This is a genomic window from Streptomyces sp. Rer75 (assembly GCF_013414305.1).
Taxonomy (GTDB): Bacteria; Actinomycetota; Actinomycetes; order Streptomycetales; family Streptomycetaceae; genus Streptomyces; species Streptomyces himastatinicus.
On sequence record NZ_CP058693.1, the window covers coordinates 7,118,022 to 7,131,464 of the forward strand.

Genomic DNA, 13,443 nt, shown 5'->3' on the forward strand with positions numbered 1-13,443 from the left:
ATCGCGTCCGCGAAAGAAGCGGAGACACGGGGAATGAGAGGGTTCCGCAGGTGAGTTCGACCACAGCGACCGGTTTCTGCCGAGTGACGGTCGTCGCACCCGACAGCCGCATAGATGTCGCTTTGCCTGACGACATTGCCCTTGCCGACCTGTATCCGGAAATACTCCGACTGACCGGCCAGACACAGCCCGCCGGCGCACCGGTCGGCTACCACTTCGTACGCCGCGACGGCACCGTCCTGGAGGGCGCCCGCTCCCTCGCGGCCCAGCGCGTACTCGACGGCGACGTGCTGTCCATGCGCCCCTTCGCCCAGTCCCTCCCACCCGTCGTGCGCGACGACGTCTCCGACGCCATCGCCTCGGCGGTCTCCGGCGACCGCACCCTGTGGAACGCCGACTACCTGCGCGTCAGCGGCCTCTTCGGCGGGGCGCTGCTGCTGGTCTTCATGGGCTTCGTGCTCTGGTTCGCCGACCCGGTGCGGCACGACATGCACAGCCTGCCCGGCATCATCGCCGGCGCCGTCGGCCTGCTGCTCGCCGTCTTCGCGGGCGTGCGGGCCCGGGTGTACGACGACCGGGGCTCCGCCATCGCACTCGGCCTCGCCGCACTCCCGCACGTCATGATCGGCGGTTCCGGAGTGCTCGCCCTCGACCGCGGCGAGGGTATCGGGCGGCTGCAATTCCTGCTCGGCTGCGTCGCCGTACTGGTCGTATCGGTCGCCCTGGTCGCCGCCATGCCCTCCGGTGACGCCCCCTTCGTCGCCGCGGTCGTCCTCTCGGCCTTCGGCACGGTGGCCACCTTCTGTCAGATCCTCGCCGAGATCGACGCCTCGGGCACCGCGGCCGTCTGCGCGGCCGTCGCCATCGGCACCATCGCTTTCCTGCCCGGCCTGTCCGCACGCGCCGCCCGTCTGCCCATCGGTTACGTCGCCCCCCGCGACTCCGCGCGCAACGACTACGGCGGCGGCACCGACCCGGACACCACCACGGCCGCCTCCGCCCCGATCGACAGCGAGCGCATCGCGACCCAGGTCCGGCGTGGCCACGAACTGCTGCTCGGCCTCGTCGGCGGCTGCGCCGCGGTCGTCGTCGGCTCCGCAGCGGTGCTCGGCTTCTCCGACAACGCCTGGGCCCAGGTCCTCGCCCTCGCCGCAGGTGTCGCCATGCTGCTGCGCGCCCGGCTCTTCCGCTACACCTGGCAGGTCGCCTGCGTCCTGGTGTCCGGCATCGTGTCGCTCGCCCTGCTCGTCCTGGGCCTCGCGCTCAACCCACCGGCGAGCGCCGTGGTCGACCTGCTCAGCGGCGACAGCGGCCCGCTCGACATCCGCACGGTCTGGCTGACCGCCTCCGTCGCTTTCGGCTCCCTGCTGCTCATCGCCATCGCGCTGATCGTGCCGAAGAAGAGCGTGACGCCCTTCTGGGGGCGCTTCGGTGACCTGGTGGAAGGCGCCATGCTGCTGGCGGTCACGCCGCTCGCGCTGGCCGTCCTGGACGTCTACGCCACGGCGCGGGGTCTGGTCAGCAAGTGACTTGCTCCTCGGGATGAATCCCGAGGATTCTGGCCTTCTCTCCCGAAGCCTGTGCCGCTACGCGGTACGGGCTTCGGGAGGGAATCCGTGGCTTCCTGCTTCGTTGCGCTGTGCCAGGACGGGGTCTGGTCTTATCGGCGCTCCACAGGCTGATACCGCCAGTCCGGCGGCCTTTTTCACGTTGCGTGCGGAGTTGATGTCCCGGTCGAGGAGGGCTGCGCAAGCGGGGCAGGTCCATTCCCGGATGTGGAGAGGTTTGGGGCCATCCACGTGGCCGCAGTACGAGCAGGTCCGGCTGGTCGGCACGAACCGGCCGACCTTGATCAGGGTGCGTCCGTATCGGTCGGCCTCGTACACGAGCATGGCCACGAACTGTGACCAGCCCGCATCGTGCACACTCTTGGCCAGTCCGGTGCGTGCCAGTGCGTTCACCGCCAGGTCCTCCACGCCGATGGCTTGGTTCTCGCGGATCAGCTTCGTGGAGAGCTGGTGGTGAAACTCACGGCGCGCATCGGCGACTTGGGCATGCGCCCGGGCGACCTTCAGGCGGGCTTTATCCCGGTTCCTGGATCCCTTCTGCTTGCGGGACAGCTCCCGCTGGGCTTTCTTCAGCTTCTTCTTCGCGCGGCGCAAGAACCGCGGAGAGTCGATCTTCGTGCCATCGTCGAGGATCGCGAAGTGCGTCAGCCCCAGATCGATGCCGACGCTCTGGCCGCCCTCGGGCATCCGGGCGGCGTCGGCAGCCGGGTCGGTGTCGATGACGAAGGATGCGAAGTACCTCCCGGCCGCGTCCTTGATCACGGTGACGGAGGTGGGGGTGGTGGGCAGGGTGCGTGACCACTTCACCTTGACGGTCCCGATCTTCGGCAGGCTCAGACGTCCGCCGCCGGTGACCGACCAGCGGGCGTTGGCGGTGAACCGGATCGACTGCCGCGCATCCTTACGGGACTTGAATCTCGGTGCCCCCAGTTTGGGCCCCTTGCGCTCGCCCTTGAGGGAGGCGAAGAAGTTCTTGTAGGCCGTCTCGGCATCGCGCAGGGACTGCTGGAGCACGACCGCGGAGACCTCGCCCAGCCAGGAGCGGGCCTCGGTCTGCTTGGCCTGGGTGATCAGGCGCGTGGACAGCTCCCCGGTTTCGGGCACGGGCCTCCCGCCGCTCTGGCGTCCTCGCGGGCGCGCACGGCGTCGTTAAACACCACGCGGGCGCACCCGAATGCCCGAGCCAACGCGCCGCGTTGGGCATGATCCGGGTACAGACGAAAGCTGTACCGAAGCCGCATGAGAGCCACCGTACGGACGTGGGCCATGGGGAGATGCAGGAGATCAGAACTGGTCGCACTGCGTTTTCGTGATGCATGCGCACGTGGTCTTCGTGACAAAGTTCTGGCACAACGTGTTCACGGACGATCACCTGGGTCAAGGGCGTCTCCTCACGTCACCTGCGTCAGGAGTTCCCGGACCTGGTACGCCATTGCTGGCGGGCCAACAAGCTGTGGTCGAACTCCTCCTTTGCCGGGACTGTCGGCGGCGCCCCGCTCTTCGCGGTCAGGCAGTTCATCGGGCAGCAGAACCGGCCGGTGTGAGCCCTGCCCGGCTCCGCCGGACCAGGTCCGGCGACACTCCATGCAGCCATCCTCAGACTCGTTTCACCCCGTGGCTGCACATGGCAGCGGAATGGTTCGACCCGCACGTGGCCGCCGCCCTGCCGGCCCTGCACCGCGGTTGCCACAGGGACGCCTGAGCAGGGACATAACAATCCGGAGCACCGCGTCCAGCATGCCGCCCTATGCCCGGAAATCGCCGGATGCATGCTCACCACAACGTAGTTGGGAGCTGCACGCTCCGCGACTACAGTGGTGCCGATCGCCGTATACGCCGTAGGGGGGAAGACGATGAGCGAGGGGCGTCAGGTCTCGGCGACCGACGCGAGCGCGAGCCGAGTGCGCACGGGGAGCGGTGAAAGCGGCCGGAGCGGCAAGCGCGCGGACCTCAAGGTCGAGGCAGAGACCCTGGCGAGCTTCAAGAGCAGGATCGACAAGATCCTGCTGGACCTCGAAGAATCGCCGGCGGCCCGCAGCAAGATCAGCGACCAGACGGTCGCGCACGCCGCCTTCGGCGCGGAATTCACCGCGGCCGCCGACCTGGCCGGCGCCTACGAGAAGCTGCACGCCCGCTTGGAGAAGTTCTCCAGGACCCTGGGCGACCAGCTCGAAGCCCTGGGCATCGCCGTCCAGATCTCGGACCGCGGCTACGACAGCGTCGACGCCGAACAGGCCGCCCGCCTCCGCGCCATCCAGAAGCGCACCGCCGAGTACTACGGCCCGAACGCGGACGACCGGCCCGGCACGGGCCACGACAAGAACGCACCGAAGCCCGGCACGGGCAAGTCCGGCACCGCCGACTCGGACTTCAGCTAGGGGGGAACCATGGCGAACGGAGAGTTCGACGGCCTGTCGGTGGACAACCTACGGGCCATGCTGGCCGGCGCCGACGCCGACAAACTGACCGCCGCCGGCACGGCCCTGGGCGACGCGGGCCCGAAGATCCTCGACATCGGCTCCGACCTGCGCCACCACGTCTCCCGCGTCGAATGGACCGGCGAGGGCGGCTCCGCCTTCCGCGAATGGGCCCACGACTTCGCCCTCGAAGTCATGCGCTTCGGCCAGTTCACCACCACCGTCGGCAAACACGTCGCCCAAGCCGGCCAGACCCTCTCCGAAACCAAGTCCGCCCTGCCCGCCTCCAGGGACCCCCGAGCGGCCCACGAGGACCCGGCCGCCCAGAAGGCCGCCAGCCAGGAGGCCGAAGAGGCCCGCCACCAGCTGGAGCGCCTCTCCTCGGCCTACCGGGCGGCGCAGCAGACGATGGAGGCGGAGCGGGAGCCGCAGTTCAAGGTGCTGCCGGGGGTGGACGGCATCGACGGTGCCCCCGCTCAGGGCACAGCTACCGGAGGCGCGAACACCGGTGATGGTGGTCATTCACCCTTGAGGGCGTCGAGCCCGACGGGCGGTGGGTCGGCAGACGTCGCACAGCGGCCGGAGCCGGCACCAGCCGATCGTGAGTCGACAAGGACAGGCATCGACTCCGTCACTACCGATCCGAAACGGGAAGTGAACACGCTCGGAGAGAGGGGGACGCCGGTTGCCGATCCCCCCAAGCGCACCAGCCCTGAAGTGGTGCCCACGACCCCGGGTGTGCCCGCACCGTCGACCTCTCCACCGTCACCGCGTGGAGGGGGCCGCGGGTTGGATCGCCCCCCGCGTATGGGCCGATCCGGCGGTGGCGCACAGGAAATCCCGGCCCGTCCGGTATCTCCTCGTAGTTCGACGGGGGGTGACCTCATCAGTGGTCAGCCACGTTCCACAGGCAACCCTTCCAGGACCCGACTCCCGCGGGGGATGGTGGTGGGAGAAGACCATTCGCCGATGTCGCGGGGGCCCATGACCGGGAGTACCCCTCTCTCGCCTGGCGTCGGTGGGTCTGTTGAAGAAAGGCCCGCCGGAAGGCGATTGGTTTCGGAGGCAGGTGGACAGGTCAGTGGGCCACGCATGCCTGCCGCGAACAGTGGCGTCAATCCGCGTGGTGCGGCGATCGGCGAGCAGCGTGGTGTTACTGGACGAGGGCCCCTGCCAGGAGCCCTCCGCCCCATCAGGTCAGAATCCGCCGACGGTGCTTCGGGCGAGACAGCCGCAGGACGCAGACTCGCGTCGGAACCGGGAGGATCGGTCGCTGATCCCCATACGTCCTCGCGACGGCGGCCCGCATTCACTCGTGGCGGTACGGGACTCGTGCGATCTGGCGACGACCTGGCGCCCACAGACCTGGAGTCCGGGGCCAGCCACCTCAACCGTCGCCGAAACGAGGATGAACCGGGGGATGCAAGCGGGGAGGACGGCTCCTGGACCCTTGGACGACGAGACACCATGCCTCCCGTCCTTGAGTAACCCGTATAGCAATTGAGGGATCGGGAGATTTTGTAGAGATGTCAATATCGTCCAGCAACAGCCACCGGCGTTTGGCTCGAGGGTGGGCGCTACTCGGTGCCGTGACCGTCAGTCTGGGATGTCTCACATCTCCGGTAGCGGCCCAAGATGTGCGCTCGCGCCAGTGGTACCTGGATGCCATGAAGGCCGAAGACCTATGGCGGACCAGTACCGGAAAAGGGGTAACTGTCGCCGTCATAGATAACAAGGTTGACGACTCGACCCCTGAGTTGCGTGGTCAGGTCTTGGCGGGGAAAGATTTCACTGAGACACAGGACTCAAGTGTTCGCAGTAGCAGTCATGGCACCCAGATGGCTGCGCTCATTTCAGGATCGGGTCGATCGGGCGGCATCAAGGGAGTGGCTCCCGATGCCAAGATCCTTCCCTTGAAGACAAGCGGACTGGACGATCATTCCGTTGATGACCCCACAGACAAGTGGGTCAAAGCCATCAGGTACGCCGTGAGCAAGGGCGCCCGGATCATCAATATGTCCGTACGCGCTGTCGGTCTGCTGGATGGTTCCGAGGAGAAGCTGCAACAGGCCATTGACGAAGCGAACGCAAAGGGCGCTCTCGTCTTCGCCGGCATGGGGAATGATGGAGACATCGGTGATGGAGCTGGATACCCTGCGCTACTCAAGGGCGTAGTAGCGGTATCTGCTGTGGATAAGAGCGGCACCGCTGCAAAATTTTCGACACACGGCGCCCAAACGGCTCTGGCAGCACCCGGTGCGGAGATTCCCGGACGTTGTCCGACGAGTGGCAGCTGGTGTCAGGGGCAGGGAACCAGCCAAGCCACCGCCATTACCTCAGGATCGGCCGCCCTCATCTGGTCCGCCCACCCCAAGTGGACCGCGAACCAGGTCCTGCGCGTGATGATGCAAACGGCAAGCAAGCCCAAGGGCAAGGTCCCCAGCGAGTACATCGGCTACGGCATCATCCGTCCCGCCCAAGTCCTGCTCGACGGAAAGGGAGACCCGGGCCCGGCGGACGTCAATCCGCTGTTCCCCAAGTACCAACCCGGGAATGCATCCTCCGCGTCGCCGTCTTCACCCGCGAAGGGTGACGCCCCGTCGGGTGCTGCGGACGCAGACAGCAAGGCCCCTGCGTCCTCCGCAGCGGGTGGCGATGACGGTAGCGACACCACGCTCGTCTACGCCGGAATCGGCGTCGCCGCAACCCTGGTCATCGGAGGAGGGGCGTATGCGCTCATTCGCCAGCGTAGGCGGGCCTGAGAGGGCGAGGCGTTATGAACGTCGTGGGTCTGGATAACGTGGCCTCATGACCAAGTACGACCCTCCAGTGTACGAAACATACCTCACCCGTACTCCCCTCCAACTCCTGCTCGGAGTGGGCTGGAAGCGCATCGTGATGCTCCGGGTCGACCAAGATGGTGTGACTCTTGGCGGTACTCCCAAGCAAACGGCTTTCGTGCCGTGGCAGGACATTACTTCCGTGGTGCTATGGCGAAGGTATCTGCGGGATGTCACCACACTTGGTAAGACTCACTCGCTCGTGCCCACGGACGACTGGACAGACTTCGTTGGCCTTCGTCGTCGCCCTGGTGCGCCGCCGCTGCCTGGACCGAATAGCAAGTTGAGCGCCGAGCAGACGGAAAAGCTGGCACGGCACATCGATCACGATCTCTTTCTTGCCAGCCGTGCGATCCGTCTCTGGAAACTTGATCCGGAACGTCTTCAGGCTGCCGTAGGAGCCTTTTCTCCCCGTGTGCCGCTGCATGATGAACGACACGCGCGGTAGCAGCTTGGGGTGCGATCATTCGGCGTCCAATTTTTACCAGCTATCGAAAATAACGAAAACAGAAGGTGCTCGGAAGACGCTGTCGCTGCCGATGCCTTCGGCATGGACTCGGAAAATGCCGTAGATGGAGCGGCGCGAGGGAAGGAGACACGGGTGGTGGGCAACCATGGTGAACTGAAGGTCACCAAGGAGGCCGAGGAGCGCATCACCAGAAGTCTGCGGTCAGCGTTGCATGGTCTGGAGGGAGCCGGAAAGGGCACAGGTTCCGCGCGGTGCGACAGCCTGAGCACCATGAGCCTGTCGGCAACGGAGGCCAGCGGTGAGGGACTTTCTGGTACTTTCTCGAATTTCTGTGAGTTCTGGCAGTTGGGCATCAACATGCTGGAGCAGACTGCCAACTCGCTGGGAACCCAGCTGAGTCAGGCCGCCGGGGTCCTGTGGGAGGAAGACCGGAGCAGGGCAGGGGCACTGAGGGCTGGCCTCGGCAACGCCGCCGTGGGCGCCGCGGTGGGCCCGGGCGGGGCGGGGGTCAGTGGAATTCTCGGGAACTTCGGTGGCCCTTCCGACTCCGGCGTGTCTGACTACCGCACGGAGCCCTATACGCAGACCGGACCGCAATCGTCGCTTTGGGACTACGTCGGTACCGGCGGGAACGGGCCCGGGCGACACAAGGGCCCCGGCGAGGCTGAGGGGAGCGGGAGCTGATGCCGACCAACGGTCACGCCTCGACTGCTGCGGACCCCGCTGCGAGGAATCCTGGTCCGGCTGGTGCCGGGGTTGAGAAACATGTGGGCTGGGGCGCGGGAGAACTGGAGCTGGGCCAAACCGAGGTGCCCAAAGAGCTGATCCATGGCGACGCGTCCAAGCTCCGGTCGAACGCCGCGCAGCTGAGGGGTCTGGCCAAGGGCCTTGAGTCGGTCGGTGAGGGGCTACGAAAGCTGAACTCCCATGAGATCAAGGGGGAGACGGCAGAAGCCTTCCGCAAGCGGGTGGCCACTGAACCGAAGAAGTGGTTCCAGATCGCGCACGCGTGTCATCGAGCGAGCGGGGCACTGACGGATATCGCTCACACCGTGGAATGGGCTCAACGCCAGGCTCGGGAAGCGATCGATACCTTTGCCCGGGGCAAGCGTGCCTCTGAGCGGGCCCGCGAGGCCCACCACGACAAGGTCAAAGCCCATAGCCAGGCAGTCGACGCCTACAACAGCAATCCTGCCGTCGACGACACGGTGTGCGCGGCTCCTCCCAAAGCTCCGGGCGCATTCCACGACCCGGGCGCTGCGTACATGGAAACCGCTCGAGAGATCCTGGCCGAGGCTCGCCGCCAGCGTGACACGGCACACGACAGGGCCCAGACTGCGGTCAAGGGCACATATGACGAAGACCAGGCCGGAGCGTCCAGGGCTGGAACGACCGAGCTGAATTTCTTGGAAAAGATACAGAACAGCGAGCAGTATAAGAAGTACAAGGAATTCAAAGAGGGCTATCACAAAATCAAGAAGATCTCCAAGATCCGGGGGTCTATCTCCGCCACCATGGCCCTTTGGCAGCAGTGGACGAAGGGCGGCAAAGCCGCCGAGGAGTGGCTGGCGAAGATGGGGCAGGGCCCGGCCTGGCTCTCAGATGCTGCGGCAGGCGACGGGAGACTTGCGGGTCTCGCCGCCCGCGGGGTCGGTGCGGCTAACGCCATGGGGAAGATCAGCAAGGCCATGATGCCCTTGGCCATCGTCGGCGGACTCAAACAAGCGATAAGCCCAGACCATGGCGGAGGCCATGGTGTGGCAGACCGAATTGCCGGGGGCGCACAGGCGTTGGGCGGGGGAGCCGTGCTGTCAGAAACCGCGTTGGGTGGCGGTCTCCTCGCTTCGGAGGCTGTTGCTGCCAGCATCCCGGTCGCTGGCTGGGCGGTGGTGGGTGCCACAGGTGCGTATTTCGCGGGCAGCTATATCTACGACAAGTGGGGCGATGACATCGCCGAGGGTGCCAAAACCGCCTGGAACACCACGTCAGATGCCGTGGGGAGCACGGTGGACAGTGTGGTTGATGTGGCCCGCCATCCCACACAGTCGGTAAATGCGGCGGTGGACAGCACAGTCGACACGACGGTCGACGCCGCTCTCCATCCCTCTCGCGCGGTGAAGACCGCGGAACACGCCGTGAACGGCACAGTCGACTCAGTCAAGAAACTGAAGTTTTGGTGAGCAAGAAAGAGGTCGTTCCCGTGCCACAGACCCACGAAGGTGGCGCAACGCTCGAGGAGATTCGTCGGGATCTCGGCAAGGTCCTTGCCGAAGAGGGATCGCGGACGCTGCTCCGGTTGACCGATGAAGAGCTCGCCGTGCTGAGTCCGGCAACGGAGGGCGGAAGCACGATCGTTGCCGCTCCCCATCTGGAGGGGATGTCCGCTCAGGAGCGGGACTGGGTGCTCGCGACCGCGCTGCGGTCGCTGGTGTCGAGGGACCTGGTGGAGATCGCCAACACCGCTGAACTCGACGCGGCCCTACGGCAGGAGAGCCAGTCCGCCGACGTCGAGATGGACATGCGTTTCTCCCCGGACCTGGAGTTGGCGCTGACTCTGCGCAGGACTGCGGAGCGCGTCCTGGCGGTGGAGCGGACCACGTCCGAGGGCACCTCCTACGCCTATGTCTTCATCCACGGCGCCGACGTGCTGCTGATCGAGGACGTCACCGGCGGCGGTATGCACGCGTTCACTCTGGTGGCCACGGTGCCTGAGGCGGCGGAGTCCATCCGCCGGCTGATCGACCCGCACGAGTCCGCCGGACACGACGGCCCCACCCAGGAGCTGGATCCCGAGGCTCTCGAACGGGACTCGATGGCTCCTCCCATGAAGGACGTCATCGACAACGCCCTTGTGGTCGGCCAATTGGTGTTGCTCGCCGATACCCCTGGACCACTGCTCATGACGTACGCCACCGCGGAAGAGCTGTGGACGGTGAACGTTGACGCGCCGCACGCTCCCTCGGGCATCACGGCACGGAGCGTGGGGGAGCAGACTCTCGTCGACAGCGTTTCTCGCCTGCTGACGCCGACTGCTGTGGCGGCATAGCGGAGTTGGGTGAGCCGGGGGCGTGGCGCCAGCGCCCTCGGTCGCCTCAACGGTCCGCGACGGTGACTGTCTCAGGGGCGGGGTATGTGACCTTGTTCTGGCAGGACAGACGACCTTCCAGGTCGGTGAACCTCTGTGCGGATTTGGTCAGGATGCTGACCTCGGCGCGGTTGGAGAGGCCCACGTTGTCGGTGAGCGTGACCTGAAAGGCGAGCATCTTCTTGTCCTTGGACTTCTGGGCCAGATCGGGACGTTGGCAGTCGACCAGGAGCTCGGCGCGCTTTCCGTTGCCGGTTTTGCGTACGCTGTAGGACGCTGTCTTGCCGCTCTTCCTTTCGGTCGCAGGGAAGGAGTTGGGGCCCCAGTTCACCGTAATGTTGAACAATTTCTTCTTGGCTGATTCGTCAAGGATTGCGCATGGTTGTCCACCGAACGGCTTGAAGGTTTTCATGTGCTTGTTCATGTCGATACTGATCGGGATGGTTAAGTCGCTCCCAGTGCGGGGTTCGGTGACCTGCCGCAGGTCGTGATCATGCTTCGCCTCGATCACGGATTCCTTGTCAAAGGTGCCCCGGCAGGTCCTCTCGCTGAAGGTATTAAGGTATGGGTTCCTGGTTTGTTGTTCTTCGTTCTGTTGCGGGCCGTCATCTCCTCCACCGCAGGCGGTGATGGTTAAGGCCAGCAGGCACGTCAGTGGAATGACGGTGCGAAGAGGCCTCGCGAGGGAATGTGGTGGGATCGCAATCATCCTTCGGTCTTCTGTCATGTTCCGCTGCCGGTGAGCCTGCTATTGCCTGCGCCGCGATCGTAGCCATTCTTTATGGATTCGTCGGCTCGGGCGTACCACGATGAGTTGTCGACGTCCGGATGGACTGCGACGTATGAATCGAAAGTCATCGCTGATCTGCGTTGGCCCTTCTCGATGAATTCCTTCTTCAGGTCGCTCGCGTCCCTGTCGATCTTTGTGTCAAATTCTTCTTGGTGTCGCTCCATTTCTCTGTCGATCTCGATTCCTTTGTGTGTTTCCATGGCTCCGCCTATGCCTTCGATGAATGGGGTGACGAAGGGGGCGTGCCTCGCCGTCTCAAGAGGCAGGGTGATGAGACTTGTGGCGCTACTGATTCCTTGGCTGACGCCGTACTTCTTCCACTCTGCCGCCTCGGATAGCTTTCTTGCCTGCTCGGCTTTGCTGTCCTCGGCGCTCGATGTGATGGCATCGGCCCGTGCTTCATCGAGGATTCCCTGAGTCTCGGCGGCGGTTCCAAAGATGGTGATAAGGGAATCGTCTGCTTGAGGATGGGCCTTGACGGCGCTGGCGGTGAACTCTTGTTGCGCGACCGAGAGGATCTTGTAGCTGTCGTCGTCGCGGCCCACTGCGGAAAGGAAATCCTTGGCGCTCTCGTGTGTGACAAAGATGTCATCTCCACCGATACTGCCGAAGGCGGCGTTTCGAATCTCGTCGCCCGAATTCTTGTCACCGTAGTTCGCCGTTGCCCAGTCCAGGTTATCCATATACCCTGCACCCATTCTGGCAAGACTGTCGCTGAGCTCTGGTTTATCCGCAACTAGCCCGGAATTCTCGGCGACCATGACAACTGCCTGAGTCATCACGTTGGCGCTTTCAGGTGTCCTGTGCAGTCCCAGTTCGGGCTGGTCGTACGGATGGCCGAGGGTGGCGGCCTCGAGGGCGTGTCCCAATTCGTCATACCCGTACCCTCGGTCGTTGGCGGCGAGGAGGTTACCGTTAGGCCAATTCCGGTCCTGTAGGAGATACTTGAGATCGGGGTCAGGATCCCCAGAAAGACTCTTGTTATAGCCCTCGCGATAAAAGAGCGCCTGCGCCGCCTCCGGATTGCGCCCAAGCGCCTCCATGTACCCCGCCATGGGATCCATGCCCTGGTCGCTTCCCTTGCCGAAATTGAGGTAGGCCGCATACCCGCTGGGGCTCCACAGGCCCTTGAGGTCGTCCTTGTGCTTGCGGTCGAACTCGATCAAGCCTCCCGTGCGGCCGTCCTTCTCGTGGCTGCGCGGGTCCTTGTAGCCCTTGCCGTAGTCCAGCAGGAAGTTCTTGTCGTACTCTCCGTGCCGCAGCAGGCTGCTCATCACCTGAAAGCCGTATGGGCCCTTGCCGAACGGGCCGCCGTCGGAGTGGGTGTTGTCGAGCCGCTGGGGGCCGAGTCTGATGACGTCTCGCTTCCACTGCTCGATCGCTCTGCTGTGGGAGTGGGAAGCCGTGGCCAGGGTGAAGCCCAGGGACCTTTGTAACTTCTCCAGCGCCTTCGTTCGGTCGCCGCCCCTCTGGGTTTCATCGGCGGCGTGTTCCCAGAACTGTAGTGTGCCCTTCGCGCCGAGTTGGGTGGCGAACTTTTCCGAGAAGAGGGGGTCCCCTTCGTGCCGTGAGAGGATCGAGTTGACCTGCTGGAGCTGGGTCGTGGACAGGTCCGCTTTCGACTGTGCGAGTTCGGTGACGGTCTTGAGGTCCCTGAACGCCTGCTCGCGGCCCCGCTTGGCGCCCTTGAGGCTGTTGAAGCCATCGCCCGTGAACCCCTTGCCCCGACCGTTGAAATCCTGGGCGAGGGCCCATTGGAGGATCTCGTCGGCCGTGGTGGCGTCCGAGATCACCTGCATGATCTGTTCGTTGTAGCCGTATACCGCCTCGGAGTATCTCTTGGCTTGCAGACCCTGCGCCTGTACGGAGAGGTCGTCGAGGTTCGTTGGCTTGTAGGACACATGGCCCTGCTTGTCGATCGCGAGATTCTTGTCCGCTTCGATGTCGTCCCGGTAGTCCTTGAGTTTCTTTTGGGCGCTCTTGAAGCTGGTGTGGGCGTCGCTGAGAAGGCCGTGCACATCCCTGGCCTCAAGGGCGGCCTGCTCCATCTGCTTTGCGACCGCCTTGATCTTGTCGGCTGCTGCCTCTGCGGCCTTGCCCTCCCAGTCGGAATTGGCGATGGGGGATCCGACCTGCTTGGAGAAGGTGGTGCTGACCTGGAGGAAGTGTTCCGGCAAACCGCGCCACTTGTCGACGGCATCGGAGAGCGGTTGCAGGTTCACCGTGAGGAGGTCGTGGTAGGAGACCATTGCCCGTCTTACGCTCCATGCCCTT

At 64.8% G+C, this 13,443-nt stretch carries 10 protein-coding genes and 2 pseudogenes; 8 read left to right on the plus strand and 4 right to left on the minus strand.

The window, feature by feature from the left end:
* Positions 1-50: 50 nt before the first annotated feature.
* Entirely contained in the window at positions 51-1,529 is a 1,479-nt protein-coding gene (gene eccD, locus HYQ63_RS30710; RefSeq protein WP_179937069.1) for a type VII secretion integral membrane protein EccD, read from the plus strand.
* A 57-nt stretch (positions 1,530-1,586) separates the two neighbouring features.
* On the opposite strand, the pseudogene HYQ63_RS30715 reads toward eccD, so the two are convergent.
* Positions 1,587-2,809, minus strand: a pseudogene (locus tag HYQ63_RS30715) (RNA-guided endonuclease InsQ/TnpB family protein).
* 123 nt (positions 2,810-2,932) lie between these two features.
* Between HYQ63_RS30715 and HYQ63_RS30720 the strand changes: the two are divergent.
* Positions 2,933-3,112 (plus strand): annotated as a pseudogene (locus HYQ63_RS30720) (transposase); the annotation flags it as partial.
* A gap of 309 nt (positions 3,113-3,421) precedes the next feature.
* Complete coding sequence (locus tag HYQ63_RS30725; RefSeq protein WP_179937070.1) at positions 3,422-3,946, plus strand: hypothetical protein; 525 nt, start codon at positions 3,422-3,424, stop codon at positions 3,944-3,946.
* A 48-nt stretch (positions 3,947-3,994) separates the two neighbouring features.
* Here HYQ63_RS30725 and HYQ63_RS30730 read toward each other — a convergent pair whose 3' ends face one another.
* Positions 3,995-4,507: a hypothetical protein gene (locus HYQ63_RS30730; protein WP_179937071.1), complete on the minus strand. Its 513-nt coding sequence runs from the start codon at positions 4,505-4,507 to the stop codon at positions 3,995-3,997.
* 1,067 nt (positions 4,508-5,574) lie between these two features.
* Here HYQ63_RS30730 and HYQ63_RS30735 point away from each other — a divergent pair.
* The 5 genes from HYQ63_RS30735 (at position 5,575) to HYQ63_RS30755 (ending at position 10,340) form a co-directional block, all read left to right on the plus strand.
* The gene (locus HYQ63_RS30735) at positions 5,575-6,747 is read left to right on the plus strand and encodes a S8 family serine peptidase (RefSeq protein ID WP_179937072.1); all 1,173 of its coding nucleotides are present in this window, start codon (positions 5,575-5,577) and stop codon (positions 6,745-6,747) included.
* A 46-nt stretch (positions 6,748-6,793) separates the two neighbouring features.
* A complete protein-coding gene (locus tag HYQ63_RS30740; RefSeq protein WP_179937073.1) occupies positions 6,794-7,273 on the plus strand; it encodes a hypothetical protein in 480 nt (159 codons plus the stop codon).
* A gap of 153 nt (positions 7,274-7,426) precedes the next feature.
* The gene (locus HYQ63_RS30745; RefSeq protein WP_179937074.1) at positions 7,427-7,978 is read left to right on the plus strand and encodes a hypothetical protein; all 552 of its coding nucleotides are present in this window, start codon (positions 7,427-7,429) and stop codon (positions 7,976-7,978) included.
* Complete coding sequence (locus tag HYQ63_RS30750) at positions 7,978-9,474, plus strand: putative T7SS-secreted protein (protein WP_179937075.1); 1,497 nt, start codon at positions 7,978-7,980, stop codon at positions 9,472-9,474. Before HYQ63_RS30745 ends, HYQ63_RS30750 begins: the two co-directional genes overlap by 1 nt.
* A complete protein-coding gene (locus HYQ63_RS30755; RefSeq protein WP_257232255.1) occupies positions 9,471-10,340 on the plus strand; it encodes a hypothetical protein in 870 nt (289 codons plus the stop codon). The genes HYQ63_RS30750 and HYQ63_RS30755 overlap by 4 nt, the downstream gene beginning before the upstream one ends.
* A 46-nt stretch (positions 10,341-10,386) precedes the next feature.
* Here HYQ63_RS30755 and HYQ63_RS30760 read toward each other — a convergent pair whose 3' ends face one another.
* The gene (locus tag HYQ63_RS30760) at positions 10,387-11,088 is read right to left on the minus strand and encodes a hypothetical protein (protein ID WP_179937076.1); all 702 of its coding nucleotides are present in this window, start codon (positions 11,086-11,088) and stop codon (positions 10,387-10,389) included.
* A 14-nt stretch (positions 11,089-11,102) separates the two neighbouring features.
* Positions 11,103-13,418, minus strand: coding sequence for a hypothetical protein (locus HYQ63_RS30765; RefSeq protein WP_179937077.1), 2,316 nt, complete (start codon positions 13,416-13,418; stop codon positions 11,103-11,105).
* Between the last annotated feature and the right edge of the window lie 25 nt (positions 13,419-13,443).